Genomic DNA, 18,552 nt, shown 5'->3' on the forward strand with positions numbered 1-18,552 from the left:
CCGATGACAGACAAGAACAACACCAGCGGGGTCCACGGAGCCGTCCTCCCCGACACCGCCCCGGCGGCCAAGGACGGCGCGATCGTCGAGCTGCGCAACGCGGGCAAGGCCTACGGCAACATCCGTGCCCTGCACGGCGTGAGCCTGAAGGTGCATCCCGGCCAGGTCACCTGCGTGCTGGGCGACAACGGCGCCGGCAAGTCCACCCTCATCAAAATCATCTCCGGCCTGCACCAGCACACCGAGGGCGAGTTCCTCGTCGACGACACCCCGGTGCGTTTCACCACCCCGCGTGACGCCCTGGACCGCGGCATCGCCACCGTCTACCAGGACCTGGCGACCGTCCCGCTGATGCCGGTGTGGCGCAACTTCTTCCTCGGCTCCGAGATGACCCGCGGCCCCTGGCCCATCCGGCGTCTTGACATCGAGAAGATGAAGAAGACCGCCGACCACGAGCTGCGCGAGATGGGCATCGTCCTGGACAACCTGGAACAGCCCATCGGCACCCTCTCCGGCGGCCAGCGCCAGTGCGTCGCGATCGCCCGCGCCGTCTACTTCGGCGCCCGCGTCCTGATCCTCGACGAGCCCACCGCCGCCCTCGGCGTCAAGCAGTCCGGTGTCGTTCTGAAGTACATCGCCGCGGCCCGCGAGCGCGGCCTGGGCGTCATCTTCATCACCCACAACCCCCACCACGCCTACATGGTCGGCGACCACTTCAGCGTGCTGCGCCTGGGCACCATGGAACTGTCCGCAGAACGCAGCCAGATCACCCTGGAGGAGCTGACCAACCACATGGCCGGCGGCGCCGAACTCGCCGCACTCAAGCACGAGCTGTCCCAGGTCAGCGGAGTCGACGTCGAGGAACTCCCGGAGCAGGAAGACCTCACCGCGCCCGTGGCGGCAAGCCCGGAAGGAACCTCCTGACATGGCAGGCGCTCTGGACCGCATCCGCGTCGGCTCGGCCCCCGACTCCTGGGGCGTCTGGTTCCCGGACGACCCCCAGCAGGTGCCCTGGGAACGGTTCCTCGACGAGGTCGCCGAGGCCGGCTACGCGTGGATCGAGCTGGGCCCGTACGGCTATCTGCCGACCGACCCGGCCCGCCTCACCGACGAGATCGCCAAGCGTGACCTGAAGGTCTCGGCGGGCACGGTCTTCACCGGCCTGCACCGCGGCCCCTCCGTCTGGGAGTCGACCTGGGAGCACGTCAGCCAGGTCGCCGCGCTCACCCAGGCGATGGGCGCACAGCATCTCGTCGTCATCCCGTCCTTCTGGCGGGACGACAAGACGGCCGAGATCCTGGAGCCGCCGGAGCTGACCGGCGAGCAGTGGGCCTACCTCACCAAGGGCATGGAGCGGCTCGGGCACGAGGTGAAGGAGGCGTACGGCCTCGACATCGTCGTACACCCGCACGCCGACACCCACATCGACACCGAGGACCACGTCGAGCGCTTCCTCGACTCGACCGACTCCGAACTGGTCAACCTGTGCCTGGACACCGGGCACTACGCCTACTGCGGCGGCGACAGCGTCAAGCTGATCGAGACCTACGGCGAACGCATCGGCTATCTGCACCTCAAGCAGGTCGACCCGGCCGTCCTCGCCGACGTCCAGGCCAAGGGCACACCGTTCGGGCCTGCCGTGGCGCAGGGGGTGATGTGCGAACCGCCCGCCGGTGTACCGGAGTTGGGGCCGGTGATGGAGGCAGCGCAGAAGCTCGGCGTGGAGCTGTTCGCCATCGTCGAGCAGGACATGTACCCGTGCGAGCCGGACAAGCCGCTGCCGATCGCGGTGCGCACCCGCAAGTTCCTGAGGTCCTGCGGCGCCTGACCTTCCGAAGGGGGACGAACGACCATGGCTCGGCAAGGAACACTGCAGGTCGCGGTCGTCGGCACCGGCAAGATGGGCGCCGACCATGTCCGTCGTATCCAGGAGGTCGTCAGCGGGGCCAGGGTGACTGCTGTCGTGGACGTCGATACGGAACGCGCCAAGGACGTCGCGGCCCGTGTCGACGGCTGCACCGCCTACTCCGACCCTGCCGCCGCCATGGCGGCGGCCGATGTCGACGCCGTGCTGATCGCCTCCCCGGGGCCCGCCCACGAGGCGGCCCTGCTGACGGCGTTCGAGCACGATCTGCCCGTGCTGTGCGAGAAGCCGCTCACCCCGGACGCGGCCTCCGCGCTCCGGGTGCTGGAAGCGGAGCAGAAGCTGGGCCGCCGCCGGGTCCAGGTCGGCTTCATGCGGCGCTACGACGCCGAGTACATGAAGCTCAAGTCCCTCCTGGGCACAGGCCAGTTGGGGCGTCCGCTGATGCTGCACAACCGGCACCGCAACCTCGCCTCCCCGCCCGGCTGGCGCAGCGAGATGCTCATCAACGACTCCGTCGTGCACGAGATGGACGTGACGCGCTGGCTGCTCGGCCAGGAGATCACCGCCGTCACCGTCCTGCGCCCCATGCCGTCCGCGAACGCACCGGACGGCGTGCAGGACCCGCAGTTCGTCGTCTTCGAGACCGACGGCGGCGCGATCGTCGACGTCGAGATCTTCGTCAACTGCGGTTTCGGCTACCAGGTCCAGGCCGAGGTGGTCTGCGAACGCGGCACCGCCCGCATCGGCGACGGCCACGCCATGGTCACCAACATGGCCGGCCGCTGGGGCGGCACCATCACCCAGGACTACATCGAACGCTTCGCCGACGCCTACGACCGCGAGGTCCAGGCCTGGGTCGACGCCACCCGTCGCGGCGAGGTCATCGGCCCGAGCGTGTGGGACGGCTACGCGGTGGCGGCGGTGTGCGAGGCGGGCGTGCGGGCGCTGGAGGAGGGCGGCCGGGCGGAGGTCGAGCTGGTGCAGCGGCCCGCGCTGTACGACGTCAGCCGAGTACCCGGCTGAACACGACCCGGTCCTCGCCGGGCCCGTTGTAGTCCTCCTCCACACGGACCTCGAAGCCGAGACTGCGATGGAAGGCCACCGACCCCTTGTTGCCGAGGCTCGTGATGGCCTTCAGCCGGACCGCTCCCTGCCGCCGCGCGGCCTCGGTGAACGCTGCGTACAGCTCCCGCCCCAGACCGCTGCCGCGGGCGTCGTCCCGCGTCGCGACCAGGTGCACATATCCGGTGCCGCCGGGCGTGACGAAGCCGATCAGATAGCCGAGAATGCCGTCGTCGGAGCGCGCGACCATACAGGTCTCGCCGAACTCCTGTACCAGGGCCAGGAGATGAAGGTCCCGGAGATCCCGGTCGCCCCAGTAACGGGGGTGGTCGGCCAGGACCTGCTGGATGTCGGTGACTTGGGCGGGTGCAATGCGTGCGGCCATGACGCCGATCATCGCAGAGCCCGGCCCGGGCAGGCGTCCGTGTGCAACCTCAGTGCCCCTTGCGGCCGTCCTTGGTGTGACGGCGAGGGGGGCTGCTGATGGGGCTCGTGCGGATCCTGCTGCCGCTGCCGCGCGCGGCGGCCCGGCTGGCGCCGGCAGTCGGCCGTCCGCTGCTCGGCGCGGCACTGACGTGGTGTGTGATGCCCCGCTGGGTGCTGCTGAGGCCGCCACCGGCGGCGCGCCGACTGGCCGCTGCTGAGGAACTGGTCGGCCTGTACCGTTCGTCGGCCGACCCCGACCGGCTGGCCCGTGCCCTGGCCCTGCAGGCGTTCGGGCTGCTCCTGTCGAGGCGCTACGAGGAGGCGTGCACGGCGGCGGACGCCTCGTTCGCGATGGTCGGCGCACGGCCGTCGGCCGCCCGGTCCGCGTTCGCCGTCCATCTGCGGGCGCAGGCGCTGGTGCATCTCGGACGGTACGAGGAGGCGCTCGAACCGGCCCGGGACGCCATCGAGTTCTACCGTCGCATCCCCGCTCCCAAGAGCCGCGACAGGGTGCCGGGCAGTCTCGCGGGCGCCCTGCGCACGCACGCGCTGGTGCTGGGCGTGCTGGGGCGTACGGGGGATTCCGTGGCCGTGTACCAGGAGTGCGCCACACTTCTGCGAGCCATGTCCGCACGGGAGTTGGCGACCGCACAGCTGGTCCGCCCCCGGGTCCTGGTCGAACTGGTCGGCGGACTGCGGGCCCTCGGCCGGTACGAGGAGGCCCTGGCGACCGGCCCCGAGGCGCGCGAGGCGGTGCACGGCCCGATCGCGTGGTCCCAGCCCGAGATCCTCCTGGCGCTGCGGGTGGAACTCCTGACCGAACTGGCCGCCTGTGAGAACGCCGCGGCCCGCCCGGACGCCGCGCGCGACACCGCCGAGGAGGCGGTCACGGAGGCCCACCGGATGGCCGGCCGGTTCCCGGTGACGGGCGAACGGGTGCTGGCCCTGGCGCTCGACTGCCTGGCCTTCATGCTCCACGAACTGCAGGCTTACGAGGACGAGTTGACCGCCCTGCGCGAGCTCGCCGACCTGCACGCCAGCTTCAACGACGACCCTGCGCTCGCGACGGCCCTGGACGACATCGCCCGCTGTCTCGGGCAGACCGGCGACCGTCGGGCGGCGCTGGCGGAAGGGGAGCACGCCGTGACCGTCGCACGCCGCGCGGCGGAACACGACCCCGAGCAGCACGAGCCGCAACTCGCGCGGTTGCTGGCCAACCTGAGCCTCCATCAACAGGAAGCCGACGAGCCGGAGCCGGCCGTTGCGAGCGCGCGCGAGGCGGTGGCGATGACTCGGCGGCTGGCCGAGACCGACTGGACGACGTACCAGCCCCTGACCGCCCGCCGGCTCCGCATCCTCGCCCAGGCCCTGCGCCGCACCGGCGAGTTCGCCGCGGCCGTCACCTGCTAAGAGGAGGCGGAGGCGGCACTGCGGGAGGCGACGGACGACGGCGGCGACCACGCCGCAGAGCTCGCCGCGACGCACGTCCGGCTCGCCACCACCCTCCGCGCGGCGGCCCGCGACCACCTCGGCGCCGGCCGCACCGCCGAGGCCGTCACAGCCCTGCGCTCCCTGCTCGCCCTCACCCGCCGAGCCCAGGCGCCGCAGGTGCACGCCCGCTGCGTCACGACGTTCGCCGAGATCCGCGCGGAGCAAGGTGACGCCGTCACGCAGGCGTGGGAGCGGGCGACAGGAGAGCCGTACCCGACCTTCGTCTACACCCTCGTGCGCGGCCGCGGTTCGAACCCCGCCGCCCGGTAGCTCTCGTCGATCAGGGTCATCGTCGCCAGCGCGTCGTCCGCGTCCAGTGGCAGCGGCGTGCCCTTCCGTACTCGTGCCGCGAACGCCTCCAGCTGGTATGTGTACGAGGACCGGGTGCCGAGGCGCTCCGTCCGCTCGCCGTCCGCGGTGCGGATCACGATCCGGTCGTCCATCTGGGGCAGGACGAAGTTCGGGGCCAGCGCTTCGCCGCGGCTGCCGATGATCCGGCAGCTCATCTCCAGCCTGTCGTACGCCATGTGGCAGCGCGCGGAGCCGGTGGCGCCGTTCGGGAAGGCCAGGTCGGCGTCCAGCCACTCGTCGACCCCGGGCGCGCCCGCGCGCTCCCCGCCGCGCGCGGAGACCAGCCTCGGTGCGCCGCCCGCCCAGGGGGCCAGCATTCGCACGGCGTGCAGGCTGTAGCAGCCCAGGTCCATCACGGCGCCGCCGGCCAGCGGCAGGGACCAGCGCGGGTCGGTGTCGGCGGGAGCCTGGATGGCGACCATGGTCTCCACCCGCTGCAGCTCGCCCAGCTCACCGCCGGCGAGGAGTTCGTGCAGGCGGCGGGTGACCGGGTGGAAGAGGTAGTGGAAGGCCTCCATGAAGACCGTGCCGGCCTTTGCCGCCGCCTCCCGCACCTCGGCGGCCTCCTCGGCGTTGCTCGCCGACGGCTTCTCGCTCAGGACGTGCTTGCCGGCCGCGAGGGCGGCGAGGTTCCAGGGGCCGTGCAGGCCGTTGGCGAGCGGGTTGTAGACGACCTCGACCTCGGGGTCGGCGAGCAGCGCGGCGTAGGAGTCCGCGACCCGCTCCACGCCGTGCTCGGCCGCGAAGGCCTCGGCGCGGGAGCGGTCGCGGGCGGCCACCGCGACCAGGCGATGGCCTGTGGTGCGGGCCGGGTCGATCAGGGCGCGTTCGGTGATCCGGGCGGCGCCCAGGACGCCGATACGCAGGGGTTCGTGGACCGCTTCGCTCATGAGGTCGTTTCCTTCTCTGTCCGTTCGTGCAGGGTCAGTGTGCCGCCGACGGGCGGGAAATGGCGGCGGGCCAGGTCCTGGGCGTGGGCGAGGGTGCATTCGATGAGTTCGAAGGCGGGCAGCCCGCCGACGTAGTAGGTGTGGCCGCGGCCCTGCAGCGCGTCGAGCCGGTCCAGGGTGCCGTCCGCGAGGTCGTCGCTTCCGAAGTGCGGCATGAACGCCCACTGGCGGTGCAGATGCACCTCCTCCAGCCGCCCGCCCAGCCCCGCAACGTCGTCCCCCAGCAGCGCGCTGACGTCCTCGGGGCGGCCGTAGGAGTAGAAGGTCCGCACGTCGCTGCCCGGGTAGCGGTGGTGGTACGAGACGCAGTGGCCGGCCGCCTCGCGGGTCGCGGTGTGGCGGTCGAGGAAGTAGAAGGCGTTCTCGGGCAGGCCGGACGCGGTGGCGAGGGTGGTGTGGTAGGCGTTGCTGCGGATCCGCGCGGCGAGGTCGCGTTCCTCGGCGGTGGCGTCCAGGACCGGCAGGATGCGGTCCAGGGGGACGGCGAGCACCAGGTCGTCGGCCTCCACCGGGCCGGAGTCCGTGTGCACCCGCACTCCGCCCTCGTAGCGTTCGACCGACTGCACGCGCACAGCGCACCGTACGTCCTTCAGCTCCTCGGCGACCCGCTGCCACAGTGTGGCGAACCCGCCCGTGATGGTGAACGCGCCTGCGTGGCCCAGGAGTTGGGGACTGTCTGACAGCAGCCCGGTCATCTGGGCGTACTTGACGAAGTACAGCGCGGGCACCTGCTCGTCGAGGTAGCCGTACCCGGCCGCGGTGTATCCGGTGCCGAACGACTCGGCCATGGACTCGAGGCCGTGCTCGGCGAGCCAGCGGGTGACCGGGGCGGCCAGGGCCCGCGCCGAGTGGGCGAGCCCGGGTTCGGCGATGCGCGGGAAGTCCCGCTCGCGCAGCGCCCGGTAGCGCTGGAAGGCGTCGTCGCGGAGGAACGACATGGCCTGGCGGGTCGCGGTGCGCCCCTCGACGTCGAGGACGCGGTAGCGGGTGGTGCGCTCCGTCTCCATGTCCAGTTCCGTCAGCAATTCGGCCGTCCGCTCGTACCGGTTGGTGCAGATGTGGCCGCCCAGGTCGTGGGCCCGGCCGTCGACGTGCACGCTCTGGCACTTCCCGGCGACCGTCTCCTGTTCCTCCAGAACGGTCACCCGGTGTCCGGCACGCTCCAGTTCACGGGCGGCCGTGAGGCCGCCCGGCCCGGCGCCGATGACGACCACACGCCGTTCGCTGCGTAACTGCCCACCGGGCAGGGCGGGTTGACGGGTGTCGGCGTGGGGCCGGGATATCTCGCCGGTGCTCATGTCGTTGCTCCTCGTTCGGTCCGACGTGCGTGGATCTCATGGTTGTACGGGGAGATCTCGTGGTCGTGACCGACAGGGACAACGTGGCGATTCGCACACTCGTGCTCCGGGCGCCGGAGGCCGGGCCGGTGCCCGGAGCACGAGAGACTGCAGCCGCCGCTCAGGCGGTGCGGACCTCGGCGATGGTCACCGGACGGTGCTCGTGCAGCGACAGCGTGCACGCGTCGGCGATCCAGCCGGCCTCCAGGGCGTCCGCGATCGTGCAGGGCGAGGGGCGGGTGCCGGCCACGACCTCGGTGAACGCGGTGAGTTCGGCACGGTAGGCCGCGGTGAAGCGGTCCATGAAGAAGTCGTGCGGGGTACCGGCCGGGAAGGTCACGCCGGGCTCGACGGAGCGCAGCGGCAGCTTGTCCTCCAGACCCACCGCGATGGAGTCCGTAAAGCCGTGGATCTCCATGCGGACGTCGTAACCCCGGGCGTTGTGGCGGGAGTTGGAGACCACCGCGATGGTGCCGTCGTCGAGGGTGAGGATCGCGCCGGTGGTGTCGGCGTCGCCCGCCTCCTTGATGTAGTCGGCGCCCCGGTTGCCGCCGACGGCGTACACCTCGACGACCTCGCGGCCCGTCACCCAGCGGATGATGTCGAAGTCGTGGACCGAACAGTCGCGGAAGATGCCGCCCGAGGCGGCGATGTATCCGGCCGGCGGGGGCGCCGGGTCCAGCGTGGTCGACCGTACGGTGTGCAGTTTGCCCAGCTCGCCGCTCTGCACGGCGGCACGGGCGGCGACGAAGCCGGCGTCGAAGCGGCGGTTGTAGCCGATCTGGATCGGCACGTCCGTGCCCTCGACGGCCTTGAGGACCTGGACGCCCTCGGCCATGGTCTTGGCGACGGGCTTCTCGCAGAAGACGGGGATGCCGGCGTCGACCCCGGCCAGGATCAGCCCGGGGTGGGCGTCCGTCGCGGCCGCGACCACGATGCCGTCGACGCCGGCGGCCAGCAGGGCCTCCGGGGAGTCCACGACCTCGCCGCCGAACCGCTCCGCCGCGGACTTGGCGGCGTCCGTGAACGGGTCGGTCAGGACGAGCGACTCGACCGCGTCGAGTCCGGAGAGGGTTTCGGCGTGGAAGGCGCCGATGCGGCCGAGGCCGAGGATTCCGATACGCATGAGCTCCGCTGCTTTCTGGTGTTTGTTGCTGTCCGTTGCCGGGGCTCCGCCCCGGGCCCCGATCGTCCTTCGGGCTCGTCCTCAAACTCCCCCAGAGGGGGCACCGCCGGACGGGCTGATTCAGTCCAGGCCGCCCAAGACGTTCTGGTCCCAGTCGATCACCGATCCGGTCACCACGCCCGACCGCTCCGACAGCAGGAAGACGACGAAGTCGGCGATCTCGTCCGGCTGCCCCAGCTTGCCCATCGGCAGCTTGGCGGCAGCCGCCTCGCGCCAGTCGTCGTCGGCGCCGTGGAACGTCTTCTGCGTCGCGTCCTCGCCCTCGGTCGCCGTCCAGCCGATGTTGAGGCCGTTGATCCGCACCCGGTCCCAGCGGTGCGCGTGCGCGGCGTTGCGGGTCAGGCCGATCAGGCCGGCCTTCGCGGCGACGTACGGGGCCAGGAACGGCTGCCCGCCGTGCGCAGAGGACGTGATGATGTTGACGATCGTGCCGGGCGCCTTGCGGGACACCATGTCGGCGACGGCGGCCTGCATCGCGAAGAACGGCGCCTTGAGGTTGATCGCGATGTGCTCGTCGAACAGCTCGGGCGTGGTGTCCAGCAGCGTGCCCCGGGAGGTCAGACCCGCGGAGTTGACCAGGCAGTCGATCCGCCCGTACGCGGCGACCACCTCGCCCACGGCGGTCTTCGCCTGTTCGGCGTCGGACAGGTCGGCGCGCACGAACATCGCCTTGCCGCCGGCGGCCGTCAGTTCGGTCACCAGTGCCTCGCCGGGTTCCGCACGCCGGCCGGTGACGGCCACGACCGCACCCTCACGCACGGCGGCGCGCGCGATGGCGGCCCCGACTCCCTGGCTGCCGCCGTTGACGAGGACGACCTTGTCGTCGAGAAGTCCCATGGATCTTTGTTGTCCTTTCGGCTTACGTCAGCTGGTGCGGCGCTCGGTGCTCGCCCGCAGGTCGTCCCGCAGAGCCCGCGGCAGCCGGCCTTCGCGCAGCGCCCGGCGTACGAGGTCCGCCTGCGAGGGCGGGGCCAGGCCGTCGACCGGCGGGTCGCTGTCGAGGTTGGTGGGGAAGGGGTAGCCCTCGGCGCTCGCGGCGATCACGTTCTCCAGCCAGCCCTCGTCCGCGCCGTCCGCCTTGCGGCGCAGCAGCACGGGGTAGACCGCGTTCGTCACCGCCTCCCGGTCCACGGTCTCCATCGCCCGGCCGAAGGCGGAGGACACCTGGAGCAGGTTGGCCATGCGCCGCACGTCCGTGGTGCGGTTGGTCCCGGCGGCGTGGAACAGCGCCGGGTTGAAGAAGGCGGCGTCGCCCTTGGCGAGCGGCAGCTGGACGTGGTGCTCCTTGAAGTACGCCTGGAACTCCGGGCGCCGCCACGCCAGATAGCCCGGCTCGTAGGCCTGTGAGAAGGGCAGGTACAGCGTCGGCCCCGACTCCACGGGCATGTCGCAGTGCGCGACCGCGGCCTGCAGGGTGAGCACGGGGGAGAGGCGGTGGACGTGTGCCGGATAGGCCGCGGCGGTCTCGTCGGAGAGGAAGCCGAGATGGTAGTCGCGGTGCGCGGTCTGCGCGAGGCCGCCCGGGTTGACCACGTTGACCTGGGAGGTCACCTGGTAGCCGGGGCCGAGCCAGGCCTCGCAGACCAGTGCGAGGACCGGGTTGGCGTAGTAGTCGGCGAAGGCCACCGGGTCGTAGAGGGCCGCCTTCTCCAGTGCGTTCCACACCCGCTCGTTCGCGCCGGGCTTGGCGAAGTGGTCGCCGGCCGTCGTGCCCGCCGCGTTCTGCTCGCGGATCAGCGCGTCGAACACCTCGGTGGCCCGGTCGACCACCGCGTGGTCGGGGAAGGCGCCCCGGAAGACCACCACTCCGGGGCCGTCGGTAAGGGCCCTGACGAGCTCCTCCTGGATGCCCCTGCGGTCCTTCGCGGTACTGACGCCCTCGGCGTCGTACAGCAGGACGTTCCGCTCCACCGACGAGGCATGGGGGTAGTCGGCAAGGTCGGCCGTCCGCTCGACGAGCGCGCGGAACGAGTCGAGGTCGCAGTCCTGCTCGCAGAGCCAGGCACGGTGGTGTACGGCGGTGAAGGACATCGGTGTCCTCTCGGTGACAGGGGCGACTCAGCCCTGTCATTCTTGTCAGTACAAACCCGTCGAACAACCAGCAGGCGGCCATCAAAAACCCCTCAAGCCGGCGAGAGGAGCCCGCGGTGGGCCATCCCTTCCCGATCCGGGAGATCGCACGTCAGGCGGGCCTGAGCGAGGCCACCGTCGACCGGGTCCTCAACGGCAGGGGCGGCGTCCGGGAGAGCACCGCGCGGGAGGTCCAGCAGGCCATCGCCGACCTGGACCGCCAGCGCACCCAGGTCCGGCTCGTCGGCCGCACCTTCATGATCGACATCGTGATGCAGACGCCGGAGCGGTTCTCCACCGCCGTACGCGCCGCGCTGGAGGCGGAGCTGCCGGCCCTGCACCCGGCCGTGGTGCGCTCGCGCTTCCACTTCCGCGAGACCGGCCCGGTGGCGGAGCTGACGAGGACGCTGGACCGGATCGGCCGCCGCGGCTCGCAGGGCGTGATCCTCAAGGCCCCGGACGTCCCCGAGGTGACGGCTGCCGTCGGCCGCCTCGCCGAGGCCGGCATCCCCGTCGTCACCCTGGTCACCGACCTGCCCGCCACCGCCCGCCTGGCCTACGTCGGCATCGACAACCGGGCCGCCGGCGCGACCGCCGCCTACCTCATGGGCCAGTGGCTGGGCGAGCGCCCCGGCAATGTGCTCACCAGCCTCAGCAGTGGCTTCTTCCGCAACGAAGAGGAGCGCGAGATGGGCTTCCGCAGCGCCATGCGTGCACGCCACCCGAACCGCACCCTGGTCGAGATCGCCGAGGGACACGGCCTGGACGCCACCCAGTACGACCTGGTCCGCGCCGCCCTCGAACGCGACCCGGACATCCGCGCCGTCTACTCGATCGGCGGTGGCAACAACGCCACCCTGCGCGCCTTCGAGGACCTGGGCCGCGAGTGCGCGGTGTTCGTCGCGCACGACCTCGACCACGACAACACCCGCCTGCTGCGCGAGCACCGCCTGTCCGCCGTCCTCCACCACGATCTGCGCCAGGACATGCGCGAGGCCTGCCACATCGTGATGCGCGCCCACGGCGCCCTGCCGCCCGCGGGGCCTACGCTGCCGTCGGCGATCCAGGTGGTGACGCCGTACAACATGCCCCCGCAGGCGACGAACCGAGGAGCCGGGTGACGACGAGCAGCGAATACGTGGAGATCGAGGGCGTCCGCCTGCTTGCCACGCTCACGACGGGCAGCGAGCTGGGACTGCTGGCGCTGCACGGCAGCAACGAAGGCGGTACGGCCGAGCTGGCGCGGTCGGTGGCCGAGCGGTGCGGGGCCACCAGCCTGGTCTTCACGCAGCCGGGCGTGCCCTATCCGGTGCACATCCCGTCCCCGCGTATGGCGGTCGGGCACTGCACGCTGCTGCGGGACTTCCTGTCCCGGGTGGCGCTCACGGTCTCCCTGCACGGCCACAACAGGAGTGCGACTCCACGGGCCGTCTTCCTCGGCGGCGGCAACCGGCGGGCCGCCCGCCTCGTCGCCGGCGAACTCGGCGTCCTGCGGCCGGAGTTCGACCCGGTCACCGACCTGGACGAGATCCCCGTGGCCCTGCGCGGCCTGCACTCCAGGAACCCGGTGAACCTGACCCGCCAAGGCGGGGTCCAGGTGGAGCTCCCGCTCGCGGCCAGGACCGAGCGCAGGCGATGGGTGCCGGGAGTGCCGGACGCACCCCCGCGGTCGGTGATCGACGCCCTGGCCAAGGGCGTGGAGTCGCTGACCTCCGCTATGCCCGGAGACTGACCCAGGAGCCGCTCTCGACCGAGTTCACCATCGCCTCCAGTACGGCGGCGCTGTGCACGGCGTCCGGGAGCGTGGCCCCGTGCGGCTTGCCCTCGGCGATGGAGCGCAGGAAGCGGTGGGCCTCGATCACCTTCAGGTCGTCCATGCCCATGGCGTTGGCCGCGCCCGGCTGGAACGCCCCGAACTCGCCGTCGCCCGGTCCGACGTAGACCGTGCTGACGGGCTGGTCCTGGTAGCTCGTGCCGCGGCTGACGCCCAGCTCGTTCATGCGCCGGAAGTCCCAGAAGACCGCGCCCTTCGTGCCGTGCACCTCGAAGCCGTAGTTGTTCTGCTCGCCGACCGAGACCCGGCAGGCCTCCAGCACACCGCGGGCGCCGGAGGCGAAGCGCAGCAGACAGTTGACGTAGTCCTCGTTCTCGACGGGGCCGAGCTCGCCGCCGGTGGCGCGCGTGTGCCCGGCGGTGGCGCCGGTGGGCCGGGCCCGCTCGGGGATGAACACGGCCGTGTCGGCGGTCAGCGCTTCGATGTCGCCGAGCAGGTACCGGGCCAGGTCCGCGCCGTGCGAGGCGAGGTCGCCCAGGACGCCGCTGCCGCCGCGCTCCTTCTCGTAGCGCCAGGTCAGCGCGGACTCGGGATGGGCGGCGTAGTCGCTGAACAGGCGGACGCGGACATGGGTGACGGTACCGATGGCGCCGGAGGCGATCAGCTCGCGGGCGGCCTCGACGGCGGGCGCGTTGCGGTAGTTGAAGCCGACGGCGCCCTGGACGCCTGCAGTGGCCACCGCGTCGGCGACCGCCCTGGCGTCCGCCGCGCTCAGACCGACCGGTTTCTCGATCCAGATGTGCTTGCCCGCCTCCGCCATGGCGACGCCGATCTCGCGGTGCAGGAAGTTCGGGGCGGTGATGCTGACCGCCTGGATCCGCGGGTCCTTGACCACATCACGCCAGTCACGGGTCGTCGAGGCGAACCCGAACTGGCCGGCGGCCTCCTCGGCCCTGCCGGGCACCTCCTCGGCGACCGTGACCAGCTGCGGGCGGAGCCCCAGCTGCGGGTAGTGGTGCAGGACGCGGGCGTACGCCTGGGTGTGCACCCGGCCCATCCAGCCGAACCCGACGACGGCGACACCGAGCGAATCCACCATGACAGCCCCTCTTTGGACCGGTCCACAATCTGTCCAGGCCACCCTGAAGCCCCCGCTCAGCAGCTGTCAACCCTCTCCGTACCCTTTGACAAGCCCTACCAGCCCATGGAACGGTCCACAACATGAAACCGCCGACGATCCGCGACGTGGCCGAGCAGGCCGGGGTGTCCAAGTCGCTGGTCTCGCTCGTGCTGCGCGGCTCCGAGCAGGTGCGGCCCGAGAAGCGGGAGGCCGTGCTGCGGGCGGTGCGGGAACTCGGCTACCGGCCCAACGCCGCCGCGCGCAGCCTCAGCGAGCAGCGCACCCGCACGGTCGGCGTGCTCCTCAACGACCTGCGCAACCCCTGGTTCGTCGACCTGCTCGACGGCCTCAACTCACTGCTGCACGACAACGGCCTGCGCATGCTGCTCGCGGATGCCCGCCTCAACCGCCGCACCGGCCAGGACCCCGCCGACCCGCTCCTCGACCTGCGGGTGGACGGCCTGGTCGTCGTCGGCACCCTGCCCGACCCGGCCGCCCTCGGCACGGCCGCCGAGCGGATCCCGGTCGTCGTCGCGGGCGCCCGCGAACCGGCCCCGGCGGGCGTGGACGTCGTGGCGGGCGACGACGAGCGGGGCGCCCGCCTGGTCACCGAACACCTCATCGGCCTCGGCCACCGCCGCATCGCCCACATCGCGGGCTACGGCGCCGTCGGCGAACTGCGCCGCCGCAGCTTCGAGGCGACGATGCGGGCACACGGCCTCGCCGACCAGGCTCTGGTGGAGGCCGCAGACATGACCGAGGAGGGCGGCTACCGCACCACCGTCCGGCTGCTCAGCCGCCCGCAGAGGCCCACCGCCCTCTTCGCCGTCAACGACATCACCTCCGTCGGCGCGCTCTCGGCGGCCGAGGAGCTCGGACTGCGCGTCCCACAGGACGTGTCCGTGGTCGGCTACGACAACACGAGCATCGCCCGGCTGCGCCACGTCTGGCTGACCACGGTCGACAACGGCAGCCACGAGGTCGGCCGCCGCGCCGCCCGCTGCCTCCTGGACCGCTTCGAACACGCCGGGGGAGCGGGCCGACTCCACCTGACGGCACCGACGTTGGAGATCCGCGGCACCACGGCGGCACCGCTCACAGACTGATGGCGTACGCCTTCCGCAGCGTCTCGTGCACCGTCCACGTCGTACGGTCGCCCGCACGCAGGACGGCCATGTCCCCGGGCCCCACCGTCAGTGTCGGCCCGCCCCCAGGCCCTGTCGTCGAACTCCCGCCTGCCTGGCGGCGTCTGGCACGCACGCTCGCCGCGTTGCCGAAACGCCCACGTGGCTCCGCCACGAGGGCGCTCCGGCGCCTTGCGATCGCACGCACCAGACGCCGCCAGGCCCGCCCTCCGGGCGGACGACGGGAGTTCGACGACAGGGCCTGGACCTCGATGGTCGCCGACCCGCTGATCACCACGAACAGCTCGTCCGCCTCCGTGTCGGTGACGACGCCCGGCGTGATCTGCCAGATCCCGCGGACCTGACGGCCGTCCGCCGACTCCCACACCACCTTCCCGGTCACCTCCGGCGTCCCGGAGACGATCTGCTCCGGGTCGAGGGGCTCGGGCTCGAGCTCGGCGTCGGGGATGTGAACAACGAAGCTGTGCGTCATGGGCCGACCCTAGCGAGACCGTCCGTGGGCCGTGCATGGACACTGTGTGCGCCATCGCCCCAGGTGGGAGGACACTTCGTCGGGTCGCGACTGGCGGCCGGGCGGGTGCCGGGCGATCGTGGAGTGTATGGCGCAGACAACGACCGCCGTCCCCGAGCGACGACAGCACGACACCCGCGAGGCCGTCCTCTTCGGCGGGGTCTACGGCGCCGTACTGGCCTGCTCGATGGTCGCGGCGCTCAGCCAGTACGGCCACAGCTCCCGCGTCAGCCGCCGCTACGACGCCATCTGGCTGCTGGTGACCGCGCTCGCCTCCGCCCTCGCCCACGGCTACGCCCACTACATCGCCGAGCGCGCACCGCACCGCCGCTGGGACGCCCTGCGCGCCCTCGCCGACGAGTGGCCCCTGGTCACGGCGGTGCTGCCGACCGTGGCGATCCTCGCGGGGGCGGGCTGGGGCTGGTGGCCGGCGGACGGGGTGGAGGATCCGGCGTTCACGCTGAACATCGGACTGCTGTTCGGCCTGGGGCTGGTGACGGCACGAGGGTCGGGACGCTCCTGGGCCGTCGCCGTGGGCACCGGAGTGGTCGACGCGCTGCTCGGCGTCGTCGTGGTCGTCGCGAACGCCATCATCAAGTAACGGCGTCCGGGGGCCGATTGGCGCCCGGACTGTCGTATGGTCATCCCTCGTGGGTACGGACATCGACGGTGTCATCGAAAGCCGCTCGCCCGACGGGCACTGGCGGTTCACGGCCGATCTGCTGGACTTCCAGCCGCCCCGGGACTACGTCGCCTGGGAGTGTCTCTTCGGCGTTCGCGGGGCAGGGGACGTGGAACGTCCGCTCTTCGCCGGCCGCGGCCTGCCGGACGGGATCTCCGATCCGGTACGGGAGTCGGCCATCGGGGACTTCCAGCACGACCACACCTATGCCACCTGGGCCGAGGTCGAGGCGGTCGACTGGGACGCCCCGCTCGCCCACGGCCCGGCCTGGAACTGGGCGGTGCGGACCCTGCCGGACGGTGACGAACTCGTGCGGGTGACTCCGGGCCTGCGCGCGGCGGCCGCCGACACGTTCGGCGGAAACCTGCTTCTGGCCCCGCCGGAGTGGCCGCCAGGCGCCGAGGTGCGCCTGGACGACGTGGCGCACCGCCCCGTGATCCTCACGGCGCGGATGCTCGCCCCGCCGGACGAGGGATGCTGGGCACAGGTATGGAGCGCCATGCGGGACCTGGCGGCCAGGTACGGCGACGAGGACGTACGGCTCGTCGTCTGGTTCGGCTGACCCGCGCACCGGTGAAGGGAGCCGACATGACCACCGACGCCACCGACACGGCGGTCACGGACGAGGCGGTACGAAGTCTGCACGCCACCACCGACCCGCGCCTGCGAGAACTGCTGACCGGCCTGATCCGCCACCTCCACGCCTTCGCCCGCGAGACCCGGCTGACGCAGCAGGAGTGGGAGCGGGCCATCGGCTTCCTCACGGCGACCGGGCAGACGTGCACGGACACCCGGCAGGAGTTCATCCTCCTGTCGGACGTCCTCGGCCTGTCGATGCTCGTCGAGACCATCAACGGCGACCGCGCCGCCGGAGCCACCGAGTCGACGGTCCTCGGCCCCTTCCACATGACCGAGTCCCCGGCACGCGAACTCGGCGCCGACATCGACCTGGTGGGCGGCGGCGAGCCGTGCGTGGTCAGCGGCCGTGTTCTGTCCCGGGACGGAACTCCGCTGCCGGGCGCGGTCGTCGACGTCTGGCAGGCCGACGGAAACGGCTTCTACGACGTCCAGCGCCCGGACGTACAGCCTCCGGGCAACGGGCGCGGGCTGTTCACCGCGGACGAGGAGGGCCGCTTCTGGTTCCGTACCTGCGTTCCCAGCCCGTACCCGATCCCCACCGACGGCCCGGTCGGCGACCTGCTGCGCGCGACCGCCCGCCACCCCTACCGGCCCGCACACATCCATTTCATCGCCTCGGCCGAAGATCATGCACCGGTGACCACGCACATCTTCGTCGCGGGCAGCGACTACCTCGACTCGGACGCGGTGTTCGCCGTCAAGCCGAGCCTGGTCCAGGAGTTCACCCGAACGGATGACTCCTCCCTGGCGCGGGAGTTCGGCGTCCCGAACCCGTTCCGCCACGCCCGCTTCGACCTCGTACTGGAGCATTCGTGAAGCACCGCCTCGACTTCTCCTACGAGTCCCGGCCCGTGCGGGTCGTCTTCCGGCCCGGGGCCGCCACTACCGCGACCGCCGGCGAGGCCGCGGCGCTCGGCCTGCGCCGACTGCTGGTGGTGTGCGGCAGCCACGGCGCACAGACGGCACGCGCGGTCGCCGATTCGCTGGGCCCCGCCTGCGCGGGCCTGCACGACGGTGCCCGGATGCATGTGCCCGTCGAGGTCGCCGACCGGGGCGTCGAGGCGGCCCGGGCGGCGGGTGCGGACGGCTGTGTGGCCGTCGGCGGCGGCTCCTCGATCGGCCTCGGCAAGGCGATCGCCCTGCGTACCGGCCTGCCGCTGATCGCCGTGCCCTCCACCTACTCCGGTTCGGAGATGACCCCGGTCTGGGGCCTGACCGAACACGGCGCCAAACGCACCGGCCGCGACCCCGCAGTCCTGCCGCGCAGCGTCGTCTACGACCCCGAACTCACCCTCTCCCTGCCCGTGCCGCTCTCCGTCACCAGCGGGATCAACGCCATCGCCCACGCCGTCGAGGCGCTGTACGCCCCCGACACCTCGCCCCTGATCGCGCTGATGGCCCAGGAGGGCGTACGGGCCATGGCGGACGCCCTGCCCGAGGTGGCCGCCGACCCGGAAGCCCTGGAGGCCCGCGGCCGTGCCCTGTACGGCGCGTGGCTGTGCGGCTCCTGCCTCGGCGCCACCACCATGGGCCTGCACCACAAGCTGTGCCACGTCCTCGGCGGCACCTTCGGCCTGCCCCACGCCGAGACCCACACCGTGGTCCTGCCGTACGCCCTGGCGTACAACGCGTCCGCGGCCCCGGACGCGGCGGCCGCCGTCGCCCGAGCCCTCGACGCGGACGACGCCCCGCACGCCCTGCGGGAGCTGGCCGGACGCCTCGGCGCACCCCGCTCCCTTGCCGAACTCGGCCTGAAGGAAGGCGACTTGGCGGTGGCGGCCGCGCAGACCGCGGGCCAGGCCTACGCCAATCCCCGCGAGGTCACGGTCGACGGGGCGCTCGCCGTGCTGCGGGCGGCGTACGAGGGCGCGGCACCGGTGTTCCCCGCCGCCTGACGCGGAAGGGCCGCCGCCCGCGGGAGCGGGACGACGGCATCCGCCG

Annotated in this window: 19 protein-coding genes and 1 pseudogene; 11 read left to right on the plus strand and 9 right to left on the minus strand. The window is 72.1% G+C overall.

Annotated elements, in window-relative coordinates:
• Positions 1-3: 3 nt before the first annotated feature.
• Genes EDD92_RS40885 through EDD92_RS40895 form a run of 3 tightly spaced genes read left to right on the plus strand, consistent with a single transcriptional unit; the run spans position 4 to position 2,890 of the window.
• The gene (locus EDD92_RS40885) at positions 4-924 is read left to right on the plus strand and encodes an ATP-binding cassette domain-containing protein (RefSeq protein ID WP_123968951.1); all 921 of its coding nucleotides are present in this window, start codon (positions 4-6) and stop codon (positions 922-924) included.
• 1 nt (position 925) lies between these two features.
• Entirely contained in the window at positions 926-1,828 is a 903-nt protein-coding gene (locus tag EDD92_RS40890) for a sugar phosphate isomerase/epimerase (RefSeq protein ID WP_123968952.1), read from the plus strand.
• A gap of 24 nt (positions 1,829-1,852) precedes the next feature.
• The gene (locus EDD92_RS40895; protein ID WP_123968953.1) at positions 1,853-2,890 is read left to right on the plus strand and encodes a Gfo/Idh/MocA family protein; all 1,038 of its coding nucleotides are present in this window, start codon (positions 1,853-1,855) and stop codon (positions 2,888-2,890) included.
• Here EDD92_RS40895 and EDD92_RS40900 read toward each other — a convergent pair.
• A complete protein-coding gene (locus EDD92_RS40900) occupies positions 2,871-3,314 on the minus strand; it encodes a GNAT family N-acetyltransferase (RefSeq protein WP_123968954.1) in 444 nt (147 codons plus the stop codon). The genes EDD92_RS40895 and EDD92_RS40900 overlap by 20 nt on opposite strands.
• 98 nt (positions 3,315-3,412) lie before the next feature.
• On the opposite strand from EDD92_RS40900, the gene EDD92_RS40905 reads away from it, so the two are divergent.
• Entirely contained in the window at positions 3,413-4,765 is a 1,353-nt protein-coding gene (locus tag EDD92_RS40905; protein WP_123968955.1) for a tetratricopeptide repeat protein, read from the plus strand.
• A gap of 305 nt (positions 4,766-5,070) precedes the next feature.
• Here the strand turns inward: EDD92_RS40905 and EDD92_RS40910 are convergent, their stop codons facing one another.
• The 5 genes from EDD92_RS40910 to EDD92_RS40930 all read right to left on the minus strand — a co-directional run bounded on the left by EDD92_RS40910 (position 5,071) and on the right by EDD92_RS40930 (position 10,701).
• A complete protein-coding gene (locus EDD92_RS40910) occupies positions 5,071-6,087 on the minus strand; it encodes a Gfo/Idh/MocA family protein (protein WP_123968956.1) in 1,017 nt (338 codons plus the stop codon).
• A complete protein-coding gene (locus EDD92_RS40915; protein ID WP_123968957.1) occupies positions 6,084-7,445 on the minus strand; it encodes an NAD(P)/FAD-dependent oxidoreductase in 1,362 nt (453 codons plus the stop codon). The genes EDD92_RS40910 and EDD92_RS40915 overlap by 4 nt, the downstream gene beginning before the upstream one ends.
• Positions 7,446-7,605: 160 nt before the next feature.
• Positions 7,606-8,610 carry a Gfo/Idh/MocA family oxidoreductase gene (locus EDD92_RS40920; protein WP_123968958.1) on the minus strand — a complete coding sequence of 335 codons (1,005 nt, stop codon included), beginning with the start codon at positions 8,608-8,610 and terminating at the stop codon, positions 7,606-7,608.
• Between the two features lie 120 nt (positions 8,611-8,730).
• Positions 8,731-9,507: an SDR family oxidoreductase gene (locus EDD92_RS40925; RefSeq protein WP_123968959.1), complete on the minus strand. Its 777-nt coding sequence runs from the start codon at positions 9,505-9,507 to the stop codon at positions 8,731-8,733.
• A gap of 27 nt (positions 9,508-9,534) precedes the next feature.
• Positions 9,535-10,701 (minus strand): phytanoyl-CoA dioxygenase family protein, encoded by a 1,167-nt coding sequence (locus EDD92_RS40930; protein ID WP_123968960.1) that lies wholly within the window; start codon positions 10,699-10,701, stop codon positions 9,535-9,537.
• Positions 10,702-10,817: 116 nt separating this feature from the next.
• Here EDD92_RS40930 and EDD92_RS40935 point away from each other — a divergent pair, with 116 nt between their 5' ends.
• Together EDD92_RS40935 and EDD92_RS40940 are read left to right on the plus strand one after the other, a co-directional pair.
• On the plus strand, positions 10,818-11,861 hold the full coding sequence (locus EDD92_RS40935) for a LacI family DNA-binding transcriptional regulator (protein WP_123968961.1): 1,044 nt from the start codon (positions 10,818-10,820) through the stop codon (positions 11,859-11,861).
• The gene (locus EDD92_RS40940; protein ID WP_185124285.1) at positions 11,858-12,472 is read left to right on the plus strand and encodes a poly-gamma-glutamate hydrolase family protein; all 615 of its coding nucleotides are present in this window, start codon (positions 11,858-11,860) and stop codon (positions 12,470-12,472) included. Before EDD92_RS40935 ends, EDD92_RS40940 begins: the two co-directional genes overlap by 4 nt.
• Here EDD92_RS40940 and EDD92_RS40945 read toward each other — a convergent pair.
• Positions 12,456-13,613, minus strand: a complete 1,158-nt coding sequence (locus EDD92_RS40945; protein ID WP_123968963.1) for a Gfo/Idh/MocA family protein — start codon at positions 13,611-13,613, stop codon at positions 12,456-12,458. The two genes, EDD92_RS40940 and EDD92_RS40945, sit on opposite strands and share 17 nt — an antisense overlap.
• Before the next feature lie 122 nt (positions 13,614-13,735).
• On the opposite strand from EDD92_RS40945, the gene EDD92_RS40950 reads away from it, so the two are divergent.
• A complete protein-coding gene (locus tag EDD92_RS40950) occupies positions 13,736-14,740 on the plus strand; it encodes a LacI family DNA-binding transcriptional regulator (protein WP_123968964.1) in 1,005 nt (334 codons plus the stop codon).
• Here the strand turns inward: EDD92_RS40950 and EDD92_RS52550 are convergent.
• Both EDD92_RS52550 and EDD92_RS40960 read right to left on the minus strand, forming a co-directional pair.
• Positions 14,730-14,966, minus strand: a complete 237-nt coding sequence (locus tag EDD92_RS52550; protein WP_399185531.1) for a cupin domain-containing protein — start codon at positions 14,964-14,966, stop codon at positions 14,730-14,732. The two genes, EDD92_RS40950 and EDD92_RS52550, sit on opposite strands and share 11 nt — an antisense overlap.
• 54 nt (positions 14,967-15,020) lie before the next feature.
• Positions 15,021-15,251, minus strand: a pseudogene (locus tag EDD92_RS40960) (cupin domain-containing protein); the annotation flags it as partial.
• A gap of 127 nt (positions 15,252-15,378) precedes the next feature.
• Between EDD92_RS40960 and EDD92_RS40965 the strand changes: the two are divergent.
• Genes EDD92_RS40965 through EDD92_RS40980 form a run of 4 tightly spaced genes read left to right on the plus strand, consistent with a single transcriptional unit; the run spans position 15,379 to position 18,506 of the window.
• On the plus strand, positions 15,379-15,891 hold the full coding sequence (locus tag EDD92_RS40965) for a hypothetical protein (RefSeq protein ID WP_123968965.1): 513 nt from the start codon (positions 15,379-15,381) through the stop codon (positions 15,889-15,891).
• A 49-nt stretch (positions 15,892-15,940) separates the two neighbouring features.
• Positions 15,941-16,534: a hypothetical protein gene (locus tag EDD92_RS40970; protein ID WP_123968966.1), complete on the plus strand. Its 594-nt coding sequence runs from the start codon at positions 15,941-15,943 to the stop codon at positions 16,532-16,534.
• A 26-nt stretch (positions 16,535-16,560) separates the two neighbouring features.
• The gene (locus EDD92_RS40975; protein ID WP_123968967.1) at positions 16,561-17,427 is read left to right on the plus strand and encodes an intradiol ring-cleavage dioxygenase; all 867 of its coding nucleotides are present in this window, start codon (positions 16,561-16,563) and stop codon (positions 17,425-17,427) included.
• Positions 17,424-18,506 (plus strand): maleylacetate reductase, encoded by a 1,083-nt coding sequence (locus tag EDD92_RS40980; protein ID WP_123968968.1) that lies wholly within the window; start codon positions 17,424-17,426, stop codon positions 18,504-18,506. The genes EDD92_RS40975 and EDD92_RS40980 overlap by 4 nt, the downstream gene beginning before the upstream one ends.
• Positions 18,507-18,552: the final 46 nt, after the last annotated feature.

The sequence above is a fragment of the Streptomyces sp. TLI_185 genome (assembly GCF_003814765.1).
Taxonomy (GTDB): domain Bacteria; phylum Actinomycetota; class Actinomycetes; order Streptomycetales; family Streptomycetaceae; genus Streptomyces.